At 68.4% G+C, this 20,220-nt stretch carries 22 protein-coding genes; 10 read left to right on the top strand and 12 right to left on the bottom strand.

Annotation, left to right across the window (positions count from 1 at the left end; translation table 11 throughout):
- Positions 1 to 57 precede the first annotated feature (57 nt).
- The 6 genes from BR47_RS0124410 to cobC all read right to left on the bottom strand — a co-directional run bounded on the left by BR47_RS0124410 (position 58) and on the right by cobC (position 6,460).
- Positions 58 to 1,131 carry a helix-turn-helix transcriptional regulator gene (locus BR47_RS0124410; RefSeq protein ID WP_029121085.1) on the bottom strand — a complete coding sequence of 358 codons (1,074 nt, stop codon included), beginning with the start codon at positions 1,129 to 1,131 and terminating at the stop codon, positions 58 to 60.
- Positions 1,128 to 2,186, bottom strand: a complete 1,059-nt coding sequence (locus BR47_RS31325) for a LuxR C-terminal-related transcriptional regulator (protein WP_051634977.1) — start codon at positions 2,184 to 2,186, stop codon at positions 1,128 to 1,130. Before BR47_RS31325 ends, BR47_RS0124410 begins: the two co-directional genes overlap by 4 nt.
- 281 nt (positions 2,187 to 2,467) lie before the next feature.
- Complete coding sequence (locus BR47_RS0124400) at positions 2,468 to 3,568, bottom strand: bifunctional RNase H/acid phosphatase (RefSeq protein ID WP_029121084.1); 1,101 nt, start codon at positions 3,566 to 3,568, stop codon at positions 2,468 to 2,470.
- Positions 3,565 to 4,317 carry a zinc ribbon domain-containing protein gene (locus BR47_RS0124395; RefSeq protein WP_029121083.1) on the bottom strand — a complete coding sequence of 251 codons (753 nt, stop codon included), beginning with the start codon at positions 4,315 to 4,317 and terminating at the stop codon, positions 3,565 to 3,567. Before BR47_RS0124395 ends, BR47_RS0124400 begins: the two co-directional genes overlap by 4 nt.
- 11 nt (positions 4,318 to 4,328) lie before the next feature.
- Positions 4,329 to 5,453, bottom strand: coding sequence for a Nif3-like dinuclear metal center hexameric protein (locus BR47_RS0124390; RefSeq protein ID WP_029121082.1), 1,125 nt, complete (start codon positions 5,451 to 5,453; stop codon positions 4,329 to 4,331).
- Positions 5,450 to 6,460, bottom strand: coding sequence for an Rv2231c family histidinol phosphate aminotransferase CobC (gene cobC, locus BR47_RS0124385; RefSeq protein ID WP_029121081.1), 1,011 nt, complete (start codon positions 6,458 to 6,460; stop codon positions 5,450 to 5,452). Before cobC ends, BR47_RS0124390 begins: the two co-directional genes overlap by 4 nt.
- A gap of 99 nt (positions 6,461 to 6,559) precedes the next feature.
- Here cobC and BR47_RS0124380 point away from each other — a divergent pair, with 99 nt between their 5' ends.
- Genes BR47_RS0124380 through BR47_RS0124370 form a run of 3 tightly spaced genes read left to right on the top strand, consistent with a single transcriptional unit; the run spans position 6,560 to position 8,599 of the window.
- Positions 6,560 to 7,243: an HAD-IA family hydrolase gene (locus BR47_RS0124380; protein WP_051634976.1), complete on the top strand. Its 684-nt coding sequence runs from the start codon at positions 6,560 to 6,562 to the stop codon at positions 7,241 to 7,243.
- Positions 7,236 to 7,724, top strand: a complete 489-nt coding sequence (locus BR47_RS0124375) for a low molecular weight protein-tyrosine-phosphatase (RefSeq protein WP_020104261.1) — start codon at positions 7,236 to 7,238, stop codon at positions 7,722 to 7,724. Before BR47_RS0124380 ends, BR47_RS0124375 begins: the two co-directional genes overlap by 8 nt.
- Entirely contained in the window at positions 7,724 to 8,599 is an 876-nt protein-coding gene (locus BR47_RS0124370) for an SURF1 family cytochrome oxidase biogenesis protein (protein ID WP_029121079.1), read from the top strand. The genes BR47_RS0124375 and BR47_RS0124370 overlap by 1 nt, the downstream gene beginning before the upstream one ends.
- Here BR47_RS0124370 and BR47_RS0124365 read toward each other — a convergent pair.
- Positions 8,541 to 9,506 carry a cobalamin biosynthesis protein gene (locus BR47_RS0124365; protein WP_029121078.1) on the bottom strand — a complete coding sequence of 322 codons (966 nt, stop codon included), beginning with the start codon at positions 9,504 to 9,506 and terminating at the stop codon, positions 8,541 to 8,543. The genes BR47_RS0124370 and BR47_RS0124365 overlap by 59 nt on opposite strands.
- Positions 9,507 to 9,542: 36 nt before the next feature.
- On the opposite strand from BR47_RS0124365, the gene BR47_RS0124360 reads away from it, so the two are divergent.
- Both BR47_RS0124360 and BR47_RS0124355 read left to right on the top strand, forming a co-directional pair.
- Complete coding sequence (locus BR47_RS0124360) at positions 9,543 to 10,370, top strand: oxygenase MpaB family protein (RefSeq protein WP_029121077.1); 828 nt, start codon at positions 9,543 to 9,545, stop codon at positions 10,368 to 10,370.
- A gap of 28 nt (positions 10,371 to 10,398) precedes the next feature.
- On the top strand, positions 10,399 to 10,797 hold the full coding sequence (locus tag BR47_RS0124355) for a VOC family protein (RefSeq protein WP_029121076.1): 399 nt from the start codon (positions 10,399 to 10,401) through the stop codon (positions 10,795 to 10,797).
- Between the two features lie 2 nt (positions 10,798 to 10,799).
- Here the strand turns inward: BR47_RS0124355 and BR47_RS0124350 are convergent, their stop codons facing one another.
- The gene (locus BR47_RS0124350) at positions 10,800 to 11,501 is read right to left on the bottom strand and encodes a DUF5666 domain-containing protein (protein ID WP_029121075.1); all 702 of its coding nucleotides are present in this window, start codon (positions 11,499 to 11,501) and stop codon (positions 10,800 to 10,802) included.
- A gap of 182 nt (positions 11,502 to 11,683) precedes the next feature.
- Here BR47_RS0124350 and BR47_RS0124345 point away from each other — a divergent pair, with 182 nt between their 5' ends.
- The 4 genes from BR47_RS0124345 (at position 11,684) to BR47_RS0124330 (ending at position 14,997) form a co-directional block, all read left to right on the top strand.
- Positions 11,684 to 12,856: a Fic family protein gene (locus tag BR47_RS0124345; protein ID WP_020104255.1), complete on the top strand. Its 1,173-nt coding sequence runs from the start codon at positions 11,684 to 11,686 to the stop codon at positions 12,854 to 12,856.
- Positions 12,857 to 13,060: 204 nt separating this feature from the next.
- Complete coding sequence (locus BR47_RS0124340; protein WP_020104254.1) at positions 13,061 to 13,900, top strand: SH3-like domain-containing protein; 840 nt, start codon at positions 13,061 to 13,063, stop codon at positions 13,898 to 13,900.
- A gap of 30 nt (positions 13,901 to 13,930) precedes the next feature.
- Positions 13,931 to 14,662 carry a thiocyanate hydrolase subunit gamma gene (scnC, locus tag BR47_RS0124335; RefSeq protein ID WP_029121074.1) on the top strand — a complete coding sequence of 244 codons (732 nt, stop codon included), beginning with the start codon at positions 13,931 to 13,933 and terminating at the stop codon, positions 14,660 to 14,662.
- A complete protein-coding gene (locus BR47_RS0124330; RefSeq protein WP_029121073.1) occupies positions 14,659 to 14,997 on the top strand; it encodes a hypothetical protein in 339 nt (112 codons plus the stop codon). The genes scnC and BR47_RS0124330 overlap by 4 nt, the downstream gene beginning before the upstream one ends.
- 8 nt (positions 14,998 to 15,005) lie before the next feature.
- Here the strand turns inward: BR47_RS0124330 and BR47_RS0124325 are convergent, their stop codons facing one another.
- The 3 genes from BR47_RS0124325 to BR47_RS33870 are packed head-to-tail and all read right to left on the bottom strand — an operon-like array spanning position 15,006 to position 18,519.
- The gene (locus BR47_RS0124325) at positions 15,006 to 16,466 is read right to left on the bottom strand and encodes an aldehyde dehydrogenase family protein (protein WP_029121072.1); all 1,461 of its coding nucleotides are present in this window, start codon (positions 16,464 to 16,466) and stop codon (positions 15,006 to 15,008) included.
- Positions 16,467 to 16,493: 27 nt separating this feature from the next.
- The gene (locus tag BR47_RS33875) at positions 16,494 to 17,225 is read right to left on the bottom strand and encodes a hypothetical protein (protein WP_231506766.1); all 732 of its coding nucleotides are present in this window, start codon (positions 17,223 to 17,225) and stop codon (positions 16,494 to 16,496) included.
- Positions 17,107 to 18,519 carry a cadherin-like domain-containing protein gene (locus BR47_RS33870; RefSeq protein ID WP_231506765.1) on the bottom strand — a complete coding sequence of 471 codons (1,413 nt, stop codon included), beginning with the start codon at positions 18,517 to 18,519 and terminating at the stop codon, positions 17,107 to 17,109. Before BR47_RS33870 ends, BR47_RS33875 begins: the two co-directional genes overlap by 119 nt.
- 10 nt (positions 18,520 to 18,529) lie before the next feature.
- On the opposite strand from BR47_RS33870, the gene BR47_RS32270 reads away from it, so the two are divergent.
- On the top strand, positions 18,530 to 19,261 hold the full coding sequence (locus tag BR47_RS32270) for a hypothetical protein (protein ID WP_141772300.1): 732 nt from the start codon (positions 18,530 to 18,532) through the stop codon (positions 19,259 to 19,261).
- A 10-nt stretch (positions 19,262 to 19,271) separates the two neighbouring features.
- Here BR47_RS32270 and BR47_RS0124310 read toward each other — a convergent pair whose 3' ends face one another.
- The gene (locus BR47_RS0124310) at positions 19,272 to 20,111 is read right to left on the bottom strand and encodes a mycofactocin-coupled SDR family oxidoreductase (protein WP_029121071.1); all 840 of its coding nucleotides are present in this window, start codon (positions 20,109 to 20,111) and stop codon (positions 19,272 to 19,274) included.
- Positions 20,112 to 20,220 lie beyond the last annotated feature (109 nt).

Genomic DNA, 20,220 nt, shown 5'->3' with positions numbered 1-20,220 from the left:
CCACTGCGGCAATAATCGGCTGCATGCCGGCGCCCTGCGGAGAGACAGCGTGTGCGGCTATTGCGCCTGTTCACCGAATCTGGATTGGGCGTCCATGTAGAGCGTGATCGCCTCCAACCGATTAGCGGCGCCGATCTTGCGCAGGATGCGTTTCACGTGCGTTTTGACGGTTTCCACCGAGACGACCAGTTCCTCGGCGATCTCCGCGTTGGAGTCGCCCCGCACCATCCTGGCGAACACCTCACGCTCGCGGTTGGACAACGCCGCCGTGAAGGCATCGACCGCCGCGTCCGTCGCGAACGCGTCATCGTCACCGCCGGCGTCCAGGCTGACGGCGGTTCCGGCGATGCGGTCGGCTTCCTCCGCCAAGCGGGCGGCGGCTCCGATGATCGATACCCGAAGTTGTTCGACCCGCGCCGAATTCAGCAGCCGCTCGTAGACGAACGAATACACCGCCAGCAGCAGTCCCAGCGTATCGACGTCACCATCGGCGATGGCGCCCCGCGCGCGGGACATGTGGACCAGCGCCACCACTTTCGACTCGACGACGATGGGGGCGACCAGATAGTCGGCGGCGCCCAGTATTTCGCAGAACCCCTCGCTGGCCGCCGCCTCATCGCCGCCGGCGTGGATGATCCGCCGGAACCGCACGCAGTCCTGTTCGGCGACAGCGGCGCTGCGCGGCACCGGTTTTCCGGTTCCGCGCGTGCCGTGTGATGTCACAGGGATGAACTTGTCGGCAGCGATGGACGACAGCACCGCGCTGCTGAACCCGATGGTGTGGCAGAGCTCGGTGCACACCTGGCGCTCGAGTGCCTGCAGCGTCGGCGCCGCTTTCAACCGCCGGATGCTGTCGATCACCGACCGCGCCGTGGCACCGGAGTCGTCACCGCTGATCAGGCGCGCCTCGACCTGCGCCTGCAACGATGCCATCAGCAGCCGCTGCGCCACGGCCGGCATGAGTGCGATGCCCTCACCGTCGTCGCCGAAGAGCACTTCCTCAGTGGTTGCCGCCGAGTTGGCGATGGCTTGCTCGAGAGTGGTCGCCTTGTCCGCTCTCGGCAGGTTGAGCACGCTGCGCAGGTGTCCGTCGATCTGGTTGAGCCGGGTCACCATCGCACGGCGCGTCATCGCAGCCGTCCGCTCCCCACGCCGGCGTCCATGGCCAGATACATCGCGAGGGCGGCCGCGCGGTTGGTGGTGCCGAACTTCTCGGCGATGCGCTTGAGATGGGACTTGACGGTGCCTTCGGAGATGTCCAGGCAGCGCGCGATGTCGCGGTTGGTCGCGCCGGTCGCCACGTAGGACATGACCTCCCGCTCGCGCGGGGTCAATTCGGGCAGGACGGCGGGCTCACTCGCGGGCGGGGCCACCGATTCACAGTCACCCCCGGCCGACACAGCGGCGACACCCGACCCGGGCCGCGTCATGAGTTGATCCATTGTGGCGCAGAGCTTGTCGACCTCGACACGCTGCTGCGACACCTTCTCTTCCAGAACGGCCCGCTCGTACACGACAGCGAGGCATTCGGCGAACGCCTCGAGCAGGTCGAATTGATCCATGACCGTGGTGCCGGGTGCTTCGGGGAAATCGGCGTGCAGCATCCCGATCACCGCGCCGCCGACGGTGATCGGCGCCGCGAGGTAGTCCTGCCGAGCCGATGCGGTCGGACGGGATACGACGACCCCGTGTCTCCCGCGGATCAAGGCGGCCTCTGCCTCGGCGTCCTCGAGCCGGACGGGCACGCCCACCGAGAACCCGTGGAAGGAACAGGATGTCGCACCACGGCCGTGCAGGTGCCGCGGCAACCAGTCGTGCTCACGGACCGTGGAGACCATGACCCGGCTGAATCCAAAGTCTCGGCACAACAGCGTCATGGCGGCCTTGATGGTCTCGCGCGACGAGGTGCCGCGCAACGAGTCCACGGCATGACGAATGGCACTTAGTCGCCCGGCACCATGGGCCACCGCGCGACCGCTCAGCTCACGGCGGAGCCGCTGGACGCCGGCCAACAGGTCGTCGGTCGCGGTGCCGGCACTGCGCTGGCGTTCGAGGCGGCGCCGGAAGCGGTCCAGTTGCGTGTCCAGCTCGTGGTAGGCGCCGGGACCGTGAAGATTGCGGCCCAGCGAGTGCAGGCGGTCCGCCCCGGTCGTCGTCTCGGCGTGCCCGGCGATGAGCGTGGCCATTCACTCCCCTGCCTCGAGGTCAAATCAGCACTGGTGCCAACACGTTCCGCGGTGTGCGCGGCCAGACGGGTCGGACACGCGACAGCTCTGCCCAGCTGCGATCGATGCGCATTCAACAACCGTTCGGAATGTTGCTACGCAGATTCTGCGCGGGCGACAGCTTTCGACCTATGTCCGCAACCGACGAAAAAACGAGCGCTGCCCGCCCTGGTCTGTCCTGACGCAACAAACCTGTGAGTCAGCAAACCGCCGGACCGGATCCGGCGGGCGAGAGACGGGGCCTACAGGTAGGCGGTCTGGTTGACCAACCGGACCGCGGAACCGCCGTCGCCGAAGAACTCCGCGATGCTCAGTGACGCCAGATCCAGGTGCAGGCGGTACAGGATGCCGGGCCCCGCATCGAGCGCCTGCCGCAGGATCGTCTTGATCGGCGTGACATGCGAGACCACGAGTACCGTCGTCGCGCCGTGCTCGGCGATGATCCGGTTGCGGGCCCGGCGAATCCGGTGCGTCACCGTATCGAAGCTCTCCCCATCCGGCGGCGCGACGCTGGTGTCCCCCAGCCAGCTGCGGTGCAACTCGGGATCCCGTTCGGCCGCTTCGCGGAACGTCAGGCCTTCCCAGGCACCGAAGTCGGTTTCGATGAGGTCGTCGTCGACGGTGACGTCGAGGCCGAGCGCGCTCGCTGCCGCCTTCGCGGTATCCAGCGCGCGCTGCAGCGGCGAGCTGATCACGGCCGAGATGCCTTCGATGCCAGCGATATACGTCGCAGCCGCCGCGGCCTGCTCACGACCCAATTCGGTGAGCGGCGGGTTGCCCCGGCCCGAGTAGCGCCGGTGCACCGACAGTTCGGTCTGCCCGTGCCGCAGCAGCAGGAACCGGGTCGGCGCGCCGACGGCGCCGGTCCAGCCCGGTGGGGACGGCTGTGCCGCAGCGGCTTTCGGTTCGGCTACCGCAGCAGTCGGCGCCACCGCCGGCGCCACCGCGGCGTCCATGGCCTCATTGGCCAACCGGTCGGCGTGCGCGTTCTGCGCCCGCGGAATCCACGTGTAGCTCACCCGCGCGAACCGCCGCGCGAGTGCCACTGCCTCGCGGTTCAACGGGATCAGGTCCGGGTGCTTGACCTGCCAGCGGCCCGACATCTGCTCGACCACCAGCTTCGAATCCATCGACACCGCAACGTCATCCGCGTCCAGGGCCGCCGCGGCCTCCAGGCCGGCGATCAGTCCCCGGTATTCAGCGACGTTGTTGGTCGCCACCCCGATCGAGGCACTGCTCTCGGCCAGTACCTCGGCGCGGTCGGCGGAAAACACCACGGCGCCATAGCCCGCGGGTCCCGGGTTGCCGCGCGACCCGCCGTCGGCCTCGACCAGAACCCTCACAGACCGGTTTCTCCCGCACGGAAGTCCTTGACCCGCACCAGGATCGCCCCACACTCGGGGCAGCGCAGCACGTCGTCGGGAGCGGCTGCCGAAACGCGGGACAGCTCACCACGATCCAGGTCGATGCGGCAGGCGCCACAGCGGCTGCCCTGCAGCAGCCCCGCGCCGGGGCCGCCCAGCTTGCGCTGCTTCTCGTACATCTCGGCCAGTTCCGGGGCCACCGAGTCCAGCAGCGCCTTGCGGCGGTCGGCCGCCACCTTGCGCGACTCGTCGATGGACACCAGTGCCTGGTCTCGCTCGACCTGCGCCGAGGTCAGGTCGCCCTGCAGCGCGTCGATCAGGGCCAGCTCCTCGTTCTGCTCGATCTGCAGCTCTTCGCGACGCTCCATGATCTCGAGCTGCTGCTCCTCCAGCGCGGCCTGCCGGCGCTGCAGCGTCTCCAGCTCGTGCTGCAGTTCGGCCACCTGCTTGGCGCCGACCGAGCCACTGTCCATCAGCTGCTGGTCGCGGGCCTCACGCTGGCGCACGGCGTCGATCTCGGACTCGAACTTGGCGATCTGCGCGTCCAAATCCTCGACGGCGATGCTCAGCGCCGCCAACCGATCGTTGGCCTCGCGGTGCTCGGCCTGCACGGCGTCGAAGCGCTGCTGCTCGACCAGGTGCGTCGACCGGTGCGTCAGGCGGGTCAGCGCGGCGTCCACTTCGGCCACCTCGAGCAGCAAACGTTGTTGCGACACTTCAGCTTTCATCTTCACGTCTCTCAGCAGGTTATCTCGACGTTCCAGGGGTCGGTACGGATCTGGCTGACCCGCACCGGCAACGCATCACCGAATTGTGCACGCAAGACCCCGGCGGCCTGCTCGCACCACGGAAATTCACTCGCCCAATGCGCCACATCGACCAGCGCCACGTCCGATGCGCGGAGGTGCTCGTCGGCCGGATGATGCCGCAGATCGGAGGTCACGTAGACGTCGACGCCCGACCGCGTCACCGCGCCCAATAGCGAGTCACCCGCGCCGCCGCAGACCGCGACACGTGACACCAGCGCGTCGGGATCACCCGATGCCCGTACCCCCCACGATGTGGCGGGCAGACCGCGCGCGACACGGGAAGCGAAGGCCGACAACGGTTCCGGCTCCGGCAGCGAGCAGATGCGCCCGATCCCCACGTCCGACGGCAGCGGTGCCAACGTGAGCACGTCGAATGCCGGTTCCTCGTAGGGGTGCGCCGCACGCATCGCCGTCAGCACCGCCCGCCGCAGCCGCGACGGCGCAATCACCTCGACGCGGTCCTCGGCGACCTGCTCGATGGCGCCGACCATGCCGATGGTCGGCGTCGCGCCCTCGTGCGGCAGGAACTGGCCCACGCCCATGGTCGCCCAGCTGCAGTGTGAGTAGTCGCCGATCTGACCGCCGCCGGCGGCGAACATCGCATCCCGGACCGCGTCGGCGTTCACGTGCGGCACGAACACGACCCATTTGTCCAGGTCAGCGCGCGCCTCGGCGGGGTCGAGCACACCGTCGACCTGCAGGTCCAGCGCCTCGGCCAGCGCGTCCGACACCCCGGGCGCGGCCGCATCGGCGTTGGTGTGCGCGCTGAACAGCGCCGCGCCGCGGCGGATCAGCGAGTGGATCAGTGCGCCCTTGCCGGTGTCGGCGGCCACGGTGTCGACACCGCGCAGCAGCAGCGGGTGGTGCGCCAGCAGCAGTCCGCCGTCGGGCACTGATGCCGCGACGGCCGCGGTGGCGTCGACCGCCACGGTCACCGACTCCACGGCCTCGGACGGGTCGCCGCACACCAGGCCCACCGAGTCCCAGCTGTGCGCCAGGGCCGGCGGGTACGCGCGGTCCAGCGCGGCGATGACGTCACGCAACGGCACACTCACCAGAGCACCTCCTGTAGGGCCTCGACCAGGACCGGCCATTCCGGCCGGACCGCCGCGCGCAGGTAGCCGCCGGGCAGCCCGACGAACGTGTCGCAGCGGCGCACCGCAATCCCCTTCTCCGCCAGGTACTTCCGGGCCAGTTCGGCGTCGGGCACCGAGAACAGGACGAAGGGGGCGACGCCGTCGGTCACCGGGAAACCGGCGGTCGTCAGACCCGCCGCCATCTCGGCCCGCAGGTCGGCCAGCCGGCGCGCCCCGGCCTCGGCCTCGGCGACCGCGGCCGGCGCACTGCACGCCGTCAACGCCTCCAACTGCAGCGTCCCCAGCGGCCAGTGCGGCCGCTGCGCCGTCAGCCGCGCCAGCACCTCGGGGGCGCCCAGCGCGTAACCGACCCGCAGCCCGGCCAGCGACCACGTCTTGGTCAGGCTGCGCAGCACCACGACGTCGGGCAGTGACCGCCCGGCCAGCGACTCCGGTTCACCCGGGACCGCGTCGGCGAAGGCCTCGTCGACGACCACGATGCGACCCGGCGCCCGCAGCGCCAGAATCTCGTCGCGGCGGTGCAGGACGCCCGTCGGATTGGTGGGATTGCCCACAACCACGAGGTCCGCCTCGGCCGGCACCGCCGCGCGGGACAGCCGGAACGGCGCGTCCAGGACCACGTGCGCGACGGGCACGCCGGCGGCGTCGAACACGGCCTGCGGCTCGGTGAACGACGGCGCGATGAGCGCGGCCAGGCGCGGGCGCAGCAGCGGGAGCAGCGCAAATCCCTCGGCGCCGCCCGCCAGCAGGGCCACTTCCTGCAGGTCACGGCCGTGCCGGGCCGCCACGGCCGCGCGGGCCGCAGCCACGTCGGCGGAGGTCGGGTAGCTGCCCAGGTCGGCCAGCCGGGCCGCGAGCCGGTCGGCGAGCCACTGCGGCGGGCCGGCGCCGCGGACGTTCACCGCGAAGTCGAGCATGCCGGGCGCCACAGCCTGATCGCCGTGATAGCGCGCCCTGGATTCCACACGTAGACCCTAGTTCAGAGGTATCGGAAGCCGAGAAGGACCAAATGGTCGCTCGCAGTGCCCTCGCAGCAGCCATTTGGTCCTTCTCGCGCAGAAACGATGCGCGCGACGCAGGCGGCCAGATACATCAGGGACAATGACACCGTGACCCCGCAGTTGGTGCTATTCGACCTCGACGGGACGCTGACCGACTCCGCCGAGGGCATCGTCGCCAGCTTCCGTCATGCGCTCGGCGCTGTCGGCGCCGACGTTCCCGACGGTGACCTCGTCGGACGAATCGTCGGCCCGCCGATGCATGTGACGCTGGGCTCGCTGGGCCTGGGCGAAAAGGCCGACGAGGCCATCGCCGCCTACCGCGCCGACTACACCTCCCGCGGCTGGTCCATGAACCGCATGTTCGACGGCATCGAGGACCTGCTGGCCGACCTGCGGGCCGCGGGAGTACGCCTGGCCGTCGCGACGTCGAAGGCCGAGCCGACCGCCCGGCGCATCGTCGAACACTTCGGCATCCACGAGCATTTCGAGGTCGTCGCCGGCGCCAGCGTCGACGGCACCCGGTCGGCCAAGGCCGACGTCGTCGCGCATGCGCTCGCCCAGCTGGCCCCGGTACCCGAACAGGTGCTCATGGTCGGCGACCGGTCGCACGACGTCCACGGTGCCGCCCACCACGGCATCGACACCGTCGTCGTCGACTGGGGTTACGGCGCAAGCGATTTCACTGACGACTCGACGGTCCGGCGGGTCGCCACCGTCGACGAGCTACGGGAGGTGCTGGGTGTCTGACCGCGTGCACGTGACCTTCATCTGTTCGGGCAACATCTGCCGGTCCCCGATGGCCGAGAAGATGTTCGCCCACCAGATCAACGAGCGCGGACTGGCCGACGTGGTCCGGGTGACCAGCGCCGGCACCGGCGGCTGGCACGCCGGTGACCCCGCCGACAGCCGCGCCGAACGGGTGCTGCGCGCGCACGGTTATCCCACCGCGCACGCCGCCGCGGCCATCGACGACGACCATCTGTCCGCCGACATGATCGTTCCCATGGGCCGCAACCACACCCGCATCCTCAGCGACCTGGGCGCCGACCCGGACCGGGTCCGGATGATGCGCTCGTTCGACCCGCGTTCGGGCGCACACGCGCTCGACGTCGAAGACCCGTACTACGGCGGCATCGACGATTTCGAGGAGACCTTCGCGGTGATCGAGGCCTCGCTGCCGGGCCTGCACGACTGGGTCGACAAGCAACTGGCGGAGCGAGGCGACTGATGCGCCGGCTCGGGTTCCTGCTCCGGCCGCAGTGGCTGGCCCTGTTCGTCGTGGTGATCGCGTTCGCCTACCTGTGCTTCACGGTGCTCGCGCCGTGGCAGCTGGGCAAGAACACCCGCACCTCGCGGGAGAACAACCAGATCGCGTCGTCGCTGAACACCGAACCCGCGCCCCTCATCTCGGTCCTGCCGCACCAGGATTCGTCGGCCCCGGACGCGCAGTGGCGACGGCTGACGGCGACGGGCCACTACCGCCCCGAGGCACAGGTGCTGGTTCGGCTGCGGACCGACGACGGTGACCCGTCCTACGAAGTGCTGACCCCGTTCGCAGTCGACGGTGGCCCGACGGTGCTGGTGAACCGCGGCTACGTGAAGCAGGGCGACGGGCCGGGCGTGCCGCCGTTCGCCGCACCGCCGACGGGGACGGTCACGGTCACCGGGCGCCTACGCGACGCCGAGCCGATCATGTCGGGCAAGGAACCGTTCAACCAGGACGGCATCCAGCAGGTGTACTCGATCGCCCCGACGCAGATTTCGCAGCTGACCAAAGTGCCGCTGACGGCGGAATACCTGCAGCTCGTCGAGGGCCAGCCCGGCGGTCTCGGGGTCATCGCGCTCCCCCACCTGGATGCCGGCCCGTTTCTGTCGTACGGCATCCAGTGGATCGCGTTCGGCATCGTCGCGCCCATCGGGCTGGGCTACTTCGTGCTGGCCGAAATCCGGCAGCGCCGGCTGGAGAAGGCCCAATCCGGTTCGAGCACCGAGACTTCCGGCGGCCCCGACCCCGGCCCGAACGCTGAGGAGCCGGCCGCCCCGCTCACCGCCGAGGAGAAGACCGAGCAGAAACTCGCCGACCGCTACGGCCGGCGCCGCTGATCCCGACGGCCAGCACGGCCGCCAGCGCCTGCACCCGGCGGGTCAGTCGCACCGCTCGGCGCAGATCGGCGGGCACGGGCGCGGGCCCGACGCCCAGGGTCGGCCGCATCTCGAGCCGGTGCGCGTACTGCGTCGCTCCCCCGAGCTGTACACCCAGGGCCCCGGCGAACGACGCTTCCGCCACCCCGGCGTTGGGGCTCGGGTGCTTGTGCGCGTCGGCGCGCCAGGCCCGCCACGCCGCGGCGGGCCGACCGGAGGCCGCCATGACGCACAGCCCCGTCACGCGGGCCGGCACGTAGTTGAGGACATCGTCGAATCGTGCTGCCGCCCAACCGAACCGGGTGTAGCGCGCGTTGAGGTGGCCGATCATCGCGTCGAGGGTGTTGGCGCCGCGGTACACCAGCAGGCCCGGCACGCCGGCGACCGCGCCCCACAGGATCGGCGCGACCTGCGCGTCTGAGGTGTTCTCCGCGACCGATTCCAGCGCGGCGCGGGCCAGCCCGTCCGCGTCGAGCGCTGACGGATCCCGGCCGCACAGGGACGGCAGCAGCTCGCGGCCCGCGGCCACGTCGCCGCGCTCCAGCCGTGCCGCCATGTCGGCACCGGTGCGGGCCAGCGACGTCCCGCCCAGCACCGTGTAGGTCGCCGCGGCCGTGACCAATGTCTTCGCCATCGGGCCGCGCGCGAGGCGTTCCAGGCCGAAACCCAGCGCGCCCAAACCGACCAGCAGCGCCGCGGTGTGACCGGCCCCGGCCAGCCGGTTGTCGCGGTACGTGCGGCGTTCCAGGGCGGCCGCGGCAGTGCCGAACAGCGCTACCGGATGACCGCGCTGCGGATCGCCCCAGCACACATCGGCCAGGTAGCCGAGCGCCAGACCGGCCGCCCTCGGGGCGCTTCTGTCAAACACGCCGGGCAGCGTCTCACAGGGTGTTTACTCGGCAGCATGCGGCTCGGTCCACCCAGGCACCCGAAGCGGGTTGTCGACCTCATCAACCCCGCGGCGGCGCTGGCGCCGGCGGCCAACGTGATCATGCAACTGGCCCTGCCCGGGGTGGGTTACGGCGTGCTGGAGAGCCCTGTGGACAGCGGCAACGTCTACAAGCACCCGTTCAAACGCGCCCGCACGACCGGCACCTATCTGGCGGCCGCGGTGTACGGCACCGACGACGACCGTGCGCTGATCCGCCGGGAGGTGGACCGGGTGCACGCGCTGGTGCGGTCGACGGCGTCCAGCCCGGTGAAATACAACGCGTTCGATCCGAAGCTGCAGTTGTGGGTGGCGTCGTGCCTCTACCGCTACTACGTCGACCAGCACGAGTTCCTGTACGGGCCGCTCAGCCCCGAGGCCGCGGACGCCATCTATCAGGACGCCCGCACCCTGGGCACCACGCTGCAGGTCCGCGACGGCATGTGGCCGGCCGATCGCGTCGCCTTCGACGAGTACTGGAAACGCACGCTCGACGAGCTGCAGATCGACGAGCCCGTTCGCGAACATCTGCACGGCGTGGCGTCGCTGGCATTCCTGCCCACGCCGCTGCGGCAACTGGCCGGGCCGTTCAACCTGTTCGCGACGACGGGCTTCCTGCCCACCGAGTTCCGCACCCACATGAAACTGGCGTGGACACCGAGCCAGGAACGCTGGTTCGGCCGGCTGCTGACAGCGCTGCGCCTGGCCGACCGGCTGATTCCGCGCGACGTGTGGCTGTTCGGCTACCAGCTGTACCTGTGGGACATGCGGGCCCGCGCACGGCGCGGAAAACCGGTGGTATGACGCAACATTCACGATCAGGAGGCATCTCATGGCGTTCGCAGCTCTGAACCATGTCGCGGTCACTGTCAGCGACATGGCGGTCAGCGGTCCCTGGTACCGCGCCCTGATCGGCTACGATCCGGTGCTCGACGAACACACCGACGCCGGCTACCGACATCTGGTGTGGGCACTGCCCGGCGGCACGTTGTTCGGCATCCACGAGCATGACCGCGCCATCGAGCCCGGCCCGTTCAGCGAGTTCCGGGCCGGCCTCGACCACGTCGGTTTCGGCTGCGCCTCGCGGGCCGAGCTCGTCGACTGGGCTGCCAAGCTCGATGCGCTGGGCATCACCCACGGCGGCGTGGTCGACGCGCCCTACGGCTCGGGCCTGAGCTTCCGCGACCCCGATGGCATCGCACTGGAGTTCTTCGCGCCGCCCCCGGAGTGACGTCAGCGGTGCTGGCGCTCGCCGCCCCCGCCGCAGGCGCCGTTGACGGCAGGCCGCACCATCGCGAACGTCGCCTGCAGGGCGCCGTTGCCGTCCTTGGTGCCGCGCGCACCCAGACACATCCCGGCGGCGATCGCCTTCGCATCCGCGCCGGCGGTCTTGGTGTAGCGGGTGTCGGGCGTCACCGTGACGGTGATCTGGGCGTTGTCGGCGTCGGTGACCTGGATCGTGTTGCCGTTGACCGAGGCGACCGTGCCGTTGATGCCGTGCTCGCGCTTTCCGCCCTTCTGGCCGCACTGCGCGTTGCCGGGCCGGCCGACGAGGACGTTGGCGGCCGTCACCGCGGAACCGTTGTCGTTGCCCTTCACCGGGCGGACCGCGACGCACTCGCCCGCCGTGACGTCCGTCAGCTGACCGGGGCTGAGCTGCGTGATGCGGGTCGAGGACGTGATGTCCACGGTGCCCGGCCCGTCCTTTCCGGTGATCGACACGGTGCTGCCCGACACCGAGTTGATCAGCCCGGACAGCCGGTCTTTGCCACCCGGACCTTCGGGTGCGGGGGCGGCGGACGACGGCGACGAGCTGCCGGCGGTGGTCGAGCCAGCCGACGGTGTGCTCGAGGATCCGCAGGCCGCCAGGGACAGCGCGGCGACTCCGGCGAGGGTGACGACGCCGTAGCGCCGGGTACGAGACGTAGTGGACATGAGCCCACAGTGACCGGCCCAGCAATGAACCAGCTCAGATCTTGTTATGAAGATGCTGGGCGCCGGGAGCGGACCCGGGTTTCATATGGCGCCCGCCCGAAGTCAGCACAGGACATGCGGTAAGTGAAGTTGACTCCATTCATTAACCTCACTTACGGGTTAAATGAAGTTAAACTTCAGCTATGACTTCACTTCGTCCCATCGGCTACGAAGACATTCGCTGGGAGCCGCAGAGCATTACGTACGCGGGTGCAGCGCGGCCGCGGTACGGCACCTATCACCCCGCCGTACCGACCACTATCGCGGACCTGGCCCTCGACTTATCGCCGTCGGTGCTGGCCGACGCCGAGTCCGCCAGCCGCGAGATGACGCGGTTCGATGCCGAATTGGGCGGCGAGATCGCGCCGTTCGCTTCGGTCCTGCTGCGGTCGGAGTCGGCTGCGAGCTCACAGATCGAAAACTTGACCGCATCCGCGCGCGCAATAGGTGAGGCCGAGCTGCCCGGTGGCAAAGCGAAACAAAACGCGGAGCTGATCGTTGCCAACACCGCCGCGATGCAGGCAGCGGTCGCCCTGTCGCATGCGATCGACGCCGAGGCGATCCGCGCAATGCACCGCGCATTGATGGTCAACGATCCGCGCCATACGCCAGGCGATTTCCGCGCTGAGCCGGTGTGGATCGGTGGCGGGTCCACTCCGATCGGCGCAACATTTGTCGGCCCACGCGATGAATTGGTTCCGGGGGCGATTGACGATCTGATCGCCTTCGCCCAACGCGACGATCTTCCCGCGCTGCCGCAGATCGCGGTAAGCCACGCGCAGTTCGAGACCATTCACCCATTCACGGACGGCAACGGTCGTACTGGCCGCGCCTTGGTACAAGCGATGCTGCGCAACAAAGGTCTCACGCGCCAGGTCACGGTGCCGGTTTCAGCCGGGCTGTTGGCCGACACCGACGCGTACTTCGCCGCGCTGACGAGTTATCGAGATGGCGACGCCGCGCCGATAGTCGAGCGTTTCTCACACGCTGCGATCCTGGCAATCGCCAACGGGCGACAACTCGTCGCCGAACTGCGCGCCATTCGCGAGTCCTGGAACAGCGTGATCAACGCCCGGTCCGACTCGGCGATCTGGAAGGTTGCCGACCTGTTGACTCGCCGTCCGGTCATCAACGCAGCACTGGTGGCCCAAGAATTGGGCATCGAGTCCACCAACGCGCACCGATACCTGAACCCGCTCACCGATGCGGGCCTCCTTGCCGAGGCAACCAATGGGCGTCGAAACCGAGTGTGGCGTTCTCCCGAAGTACTTGCCGCGCTGGACGCTTTCGCGGAACGAGCCGGGCGGCGGGGGTGATCGAGCCCTGGCCGCAAAACGGTTGAGGGTCAACGGCTTCAACTGAATCGCACAAAGCGGCACGGAGCCGCCGACGCGGGGATATGGTCGCTTACGTAGTCATGTGAGCCAGGACGCGGGGGTGCGTTCGTTCCTCAGTACGTGTTGGATGCCGGACCGGCCCTCGCGTCAGTTTGTGGCGTCTGCACAACCCGAGGAGCTGTCATGAGCACAGCGGCCGAGCGCGCAGCCCAACTGGGCTTGGTGTCCCGCCTGAAATCGTCCTATCCGGAGCTGCCCGACGCTCCCTACCCCGACATGCTGGACCCCGCCCGCATCCAGGCGTACCTCAAGCCCGTCCATGACGTCGGTGGTGAGCCCGATGCGCCCATGGAGTACGTCAACAAGCAGTACGAGCTGTGGGAACACATGACGTACGTCATCTGCGAGGTCCTGGCCTGGCGCGGCATCTGGCTGTCGGAGGAGCGGCGCCGCATCGGCAACGTCGACGTCGGCCGCGCGGAATACCTCGGTCTCCCCTATTACGGCCGCTGGCTGCTGTCGGTCGCCCGGGTCCTCATCGAGAAGCACCACATCAGCCTCGGCGAACTCATGGAGCGGATGGCCGAGGTCAAGGCGCGCTACGAGGGCGGACTCGACGGCAAGACCCTCGAAGCCACGCCCAGATCCGAGGGCGACGGCGCGAACGTCAAGCGCAACAAGCACCACATCGAGGCGGTTGGCATCGGGGATCCGCAGATCTACGCAGGCAAGGCCGGGACACCGAAGTTCAAGGTCGGTGACGCCGTGCGGGTGCGCGAACTGCCGGTGATCTTCTACACCCGCACCCCGGAGTACGTGCGCGGCGCGACCGGCAAGATCGCCGTGCTGGCCTACGAGAGCCCGGCACCGGAGGACGAGACCTGGGACATCCCCGAAGCGCCGCCCGAGTGGTTCTACGTCGTCGAGTTCAACCAGTCCGAGCTGTGGCACGACTACACCGGCACCAAGCAGGACACCCTGCGCACCGAAATCCCCGAACGCTGGCTGGAAGCGGCCACCTAGCTCGAATCACCCTTGCCAGAAAGGATTTGCATGTCTGATCCAGGCTCCGATCACCACCATGATCATGACCACGATCACGCGCGCACCGTGAAACCCATGGTCGACGAGATCACCGACTTCGAGGTCCTCGAGATCGCACTGCGCGAATTGTGTATCGAGAAAGGCATTTTCACCGCCGAGGAGCATCGGCGGTTCACCGAGTTCGCCGAGCAGATCGGCCCCACCCCGGCGGCCCGGCTCGTCGCCCGCGCGTGGCTCGATCCCGAGTTCGCCGAACTCGCCGTCAACGACTCACTGGCCGCCAGCAAGGCCGTGGGCGTCGACTGGCTGGAGCCGACCGGCTTCGGCACGCCAAGCGATTTCGTGGCGTTCCAGATCCTCGCCGATACGCCGACGGTGCATCACGTCATCGTCTGCGCGCTGTGCTCGTGCTATCCCCGGCCGATCCTGGGGAACTCACCCGAGTGGTACCGCACACCCAATTACCGGCGGCGCCTGGTGCGTTGGCCGCGCCAGGTGCTGGCCGAGTTCGGGCTCTACCTCCCCGACGACATCGAGGTCCGGGTCGAGGACTCCAACCAGAAGCACCGCTTCATGGTGATGCCGATGCGCCCCGACGGCACCGACGGGTGGACCGAAGATCAACTGGCCGAGATCATCACGCGGGACTGCCTGATCGGCGTGGCGCTGCCGAAGCCGGGTGTCACCACCAACGCGATCGTGACGACGCGGCCGGCCATGCACCCGGGGACGGCCGGATGAGCGACATCGCCCCGCTGCGGGACATCGTGGCGCGCGACCAGGTGTGGTCGCGTATGGCCGCCAAGTGGGGCGTCGAAAACCCCGTGCCCCCATGGAAAACCAGCCTCGACGGCCTGTGCGACGCACTGGACCATTCGGCCTGTGATACCGAGGTGCTCAGCTTCAAGGAGCGCCGCGACGAGGAGGACGCCCTCTCCGCCACGGTGTATGCGGGCCTGCCGTACCCCGAGAGTCAGCTGGTCTCGCTCGCCCACTCGCTCGTCAGCCGCGGCGTCATCAGCGAGGCCGAGTTGCGGGAACGCCTCGCGAGCGTGCGCGCCCGGCTGGAGACCTGACCTACGGTTCAGGACACCTTGATCCGGATGTTCTTGGTCTGCCGGAACTCTCGGAGGCCTTCGATTCCGCCGGACCGGCCGATGCCACTGTGTTTGTAACCGCCGTAGGGGCTTTGCGGTTGGATGTCACTTCGGCTGTTCACCCAGACTGACCCGGCCTGAAGCTGCCGTGACACGGTATGGGCGCGGTGCAGACTCGTGGTGTGGACGAAAGCGTTGAGCCCGTACCGGGTGTCGTTGGCCAGGTCCACCGCCTCGGTGTCGTCGCGGAACCGCAGCACTGACACGACGGGCCCGAACGTCTCCTGCTGGGCCAGTGGTGAGCGGTTGTCGACGTCCGCGAACACCGTCGGCTCGACGTAGAACCCCGACGCCAGCTCGCCGCCGATCCGCTTGCCACCCAGCACGAGGTCGCCGGACCCTGCGGTGACCGCCGACTCGATGCTCGCCAGGATGCGCTCGACGGCGGCCTGGTTGATCACCGGACCGAAGAGCACGTCGGAGCGCAGCGGGTCGCCGATCGGCGCCCGCTCGACGGCGGCGAGGAACTTGTCCAGGAAGGCGTCATAGACGTTGTCGTGAACCAGGATTCGACTGCTGCAGGCGCAACTCTGGCCGGCCTGCATGATCGGCCCCTGATGCGCGGACAGATTCGCGGCGGCATCCAGATCGGCATCGTCGAAGATGACGGCGGCAGCGGTGCCGCCGAGTTCGGCGACCACCGGCGTGATGTTCTCCGCGGCAGCGGTCAGCACTCTGCGGGCAGTGGCCGTGCCTCCAGTGAAATGAATCTTGCCCACTCCAGGGTGCCGCACGAGCGCTTCGCCGCCGTCCGCGCCCGCGGGCAGCACATTGACGAGCCCGGCAGGTAAACCGGCTTCGAGGCACAGCTCGCCGAACCGAAGTGCCGCCAGCGGCGCGAGTTCCGACGGCTTCACGACGACGGCGTTGCCCGCCGCCAGGGCGGGCGCGACCGCCATCCCGATCACCACGAGGGCACCGTTCCATGGCGCGATGACGCCCACGACACCGTACGGATCGTGCTCCACCAGGTTGAGGTCGAAGCCGCCCGTCACGGGAGTGCTCGCGCCATCGGCTTTGTCGGCGTACCCGGCGTAGAACCGGAAGAACCGCTCGGTCAGCACCGACGTTGCGGCCAACGACGTCGGTACGCCGTAATCGTGGGTGTTGATGCTGGCGAACTCGGCGTGGTGCTCGCCCAGGAGATCGGCCAGGTTGAACAACATGTCGCGGCGGCGGTCGGGCGGGTACGACATCCACCTCCGCTGAGCCTGCGTGGCCGTCTCCACCGCCCTGTCGACTTCCGCGGCACCGGCCATCTCGACGACGGCGTTCACGCGACCGGTGCCGGGATAGACGTGATGGTGCGTCCCGCCAGAGGAGCCTGTGACCCGGTCTCCACCGAGAAGCAGTGCACCGCTGGGTAATTCGATGTCGATTTCGATCATGCGGTCCATTCCGTGTCCAGAACGCGGCTAGGCGTCCTGCTGTGCCTGATGCGCCGCATCCGGGTCCGGCAGTGACTGCACGTCACCGTCGACACTGGAGGTGATGGTGCCGGTCAGCGACTGCTGGAACGCGTTGATGTTCGCGTCCGCCGTCAGATAGCCGGTGTGGGCTCCGGTGACGGTGATATCGGCCAGGTAGTGGACCGTCGTCTGGCTCGCGTTGTAGTCGGCCGATTCGGTGCCGTTGAGAATCTCCCCCAGTTCGTTCACGTAATTGGTGTACGTGACCGTGCGGACGGTGCGCGTGGCATCGTTCGCGTCCGGCGCCTCGGTCACCACCGCGGTGCCACCACCGACGCCCGCATAGGTTCCGGTGGCCGGCAGCGGTGTCGTGGCGGCGACATAGCTGCCGAGGGCCGGGGCCCACGAATCGGAGCTCGGGGTCGACCGGTCCGCCGCCACCGGCCCGACGCTGGTGGTGTACTTCAGATTCGCGATGACCAGTCGGGACACCGTCGGATCGGTGACGCTGGACTCCCAGAACGTGACGGCGGTGCCATCGGGATTCCAGCTCGGCATGCTTCGGGCGGTGTATCCGTCGCCGGTGTCGAACAGCGGAATACCGTTCTCCCGGTTCAGCTCATCGCCGACGGCGACGATCCATTCCTGGTTGGAGACGTTGATCGGGTCGGCCCACTCCAGGTACACGGGTGCGCCGACGTACACCGGCAGGAAGTTCTGCCGGATGATCCGCGTCATCGGTGTCAGCGCATTCAGCCCGCGCGTGCTGCCGATGGCGATCCACTGCATATTCGGCGAGTAGTCCATGTCCTCGTCGTAGTCGAGGTTGGCCGTCACCCTGGTCACCTTGCCGGTGGCGAGGTCGACCTCGATGTCGTCCACATTGCCGGCGTCGTACTGGCCGCCGAGGATCACCACACCCTTGCCATCCGGGGTCCTTGCCTTCACCGGTGGGATACACGACGCGGGCATCGGTGACCGTGTAGCCGGTATCGGTGCGCGTCAGCGTGCCGACGATCGGCAGGGCCTGCAGAAGATTGTTGGGCCCGATCACGATTCGGGTGTACAGCACGTGGGTGCCGTCGGGCGACACCCGCATCTCGCGTTGCGGGTCGATGGCGTATCCACCGCCGGCCGGCGTGGTGATCGACACCAGCTCGGTCCCGTTGATTCCGGTTTCCAGCATGGAGTACCGCGGCGTCTGCCCGGCGACGTTCACCAGCACCAGCACCCGGCCCGAACCATCGTCGACGGGAACGGGTTTGGCCAGATTGCCGGTCTCACCGACGCTGACGCCGCAGGTGACACATTGCAGCGCGGTCCCGTCGGTCTTGATCTGGTAGATCTCCGAGCGGCCCCCGGAAGTCGGCTGGCCGGCGAAGAAGATGGACTTGCCGTCTGCCGAGTACCGCGGATTGGCCGGGCTGGCAATGGTGTTGGGCAGGTTCAGGATCACCCGCTCGACCTCGGGGTTGAGCACCGACACGTCGATACCCGCCTTCGCGCTGTGGGGACTGAACAGCTTCAGCAGGTTGAACTTTCCGTCGGTCACCGACACCGAGAACGAATCGGTCTGCACCGCCGTGTAATTGATGTCGTTCGGGGTGTAGGTGAAGTTGCCGGTGGCCTGGTCGATGGTCAGGGTGCCGTACTTCGGTCCCTGCGTGACCTTGTAGGTCAGGGCGTCACCCTCTGGGTCCGTGGCGCCGAGATTGCCGGTGACGGTCTGCTCGGTCTGGACCGTGGTGGTCGGGTTGTACGCGATGGTCGGAGCCTGGTTGAACACGTTGCGCCGCACCCAGGCCAGCACCGCCCACACCGCGGGACCGAACGGCTCGGGCGTGTGAGGCACCGGCTTGAGGAACGGATTGAGCAGGTTGGTCACGACACCGTTGAGGAAGCCCACCAAACCTGTTGCCGGAGAAGCTACTTGAGCGGCCACGACGGCCGGTACCGCGGCGGTGGCCGAAGCGGCCACCGTCGCGGCGGTGGACGTCGTCTGCGTCGTGGGGGCCGCAGCCGCCGCGGTCACCGTAGCAGTCTTGGCGCTGACGTTCGGGCTGACGGCGGCGGCGCTCACCGCCGTCTGGGCGGCGGGTTTCGAGGCGGCGCTGGTGGCCTCGACGCGCGATGGCTTGAGCGAGGGCTTGGTGCCCGCACTCGACTTCGATGCGGACTTGCCACTTGCGCTGGGCTTGGCCGCTCCGGGTTTCCCGATCCCCCTGACACTTTCGTCGGTGCCGTCCTTCGGGGTCGTCGACGAGGTGCCGGTATGGGCACCGCCAGTGTTGCTGACGACCACGCCCGAGCTCACCTCGGTACTCGATGTGGTCGATCCCGGTGTCGCGGATGGCCCGGATGCGGATGATGAACCGGTTGTTCCTGCGGTCCCCGCAGCGCCGGTGGCGCCAGTGGTTCCCGTCGTCCCCGACGCCGTGCCGCCGGCGGTACCCGGTGTCCCGCCAGGCGAGCTCAAGGACGTCGACCCACCCGATGAGCTCGAGGAACTCGACGTGGACGAATTCGCCGATCCGCCGGCGGTATCCGCCACGGCCACGCCATGTCCGGTCGCCACCGCGGTGACCAGCCAGGCCGCGACCGCCAGGCCACCGTACCCGCCGACCTTCGCAGCTTGCCGAGGTGAGTGGTGGGCAGACACATCGGGTGCGGCTGCGACGAACAGGGGGTTGACACGAGAACTGTTATTGGCCATGGGCTTTGGCTCCGTTGCCGTTGGGTTGATGCCTATTCGGTTGTGGGCGATTCTGTTGTAGCGAAAGGGGGTTACTTGAGCATGCTTCCGGCGTCGACGGTCATGGGAAGACCTGTTACATAGCGGGATTCGTCCGACGCCAGGAAAAGCACGGCATTGCTGATGTCGACCGGTTCAACCCAGCCCACCGGGAGCACGTGCATCATCTGCGCGACGACCTTCATGTCGTCGGGGCCCGGGTTCTCCAGGTCGGGCCGGAACAGCTTCATCGTGCCCTCGTTCATGAACAGCGGGGTGTTCACGTTCGTCGGGTGCACCGAGTTCACCCGGATCGAGTGGTGCCCCAGTTCCACGGCGAAGGTCCGCATCAGCCCGACCACGCCGTGCTTGGCCGCGATGTAGTGGCCCGTGTGCGGATACGGCTTCAGGCCGCCCACCGAGCTGGTCAGAATGATCGAACCACCCTGGCCCTGCGAGATGAGATGCGGCACTGCGGCTTTCACCGACTTCCAGACGCCGGAGAGGTTGACGTCGATCATGTCGGTCCAGTCTTCCTCGCTGGTGTGGTCCAGCGTCTGACCACCGTTGCCGATGCCGGCGTTGGCGCAGATGATGTCCAGCCGGCCGAGCTGTTCGACGCCGTTGTCCACGGCGGCCTTCACCGCGGCGTAGTCGCGCACGTCGACCTCGGCCGTGACGATGCGCCGGTTCAGCTGCTTGACCAGGTCCGCCGTCTCGGCGAGGTCGTCGCGGGTAGCCGGGGCGATCTGCGGGTTGCTGCTGACCGGGCCGCAGATGTCGATGGCGATGATGTCGGCGCCTTCTTCGGCGAGCCGCACAGCGTGACTACGCCCCTGGCCGCGGGCCGCTCCGGTGATGAATGCGACCTTGCCCTCTACCCGTCCCGTCATGAGTCCACCTCGCTGTCTGATTGTCGCCGCCGCCGCAGAACTGGCGGTTCGGCTCATCGACTCAGAATTTTGTCGATCGATCAGGAACCATGGCACGGACGCACCGCGC

This window comes from Mycobacterium sp. UNC410CL29Cvi84 (assembly GCF_000686745.1).
Lineage (GTDB): Bacteria > Actinomycetota > Actinomycetes > Mycobacteriales > Mycobacteriaceae > Mycobacterium > Mycobacterium mucogenicum_B.
The sequence above is the reverse complement of the archived record's forward strand: the minus strand, read 5'-3'. Positions and strand labels throughout refer to the sequence as shown.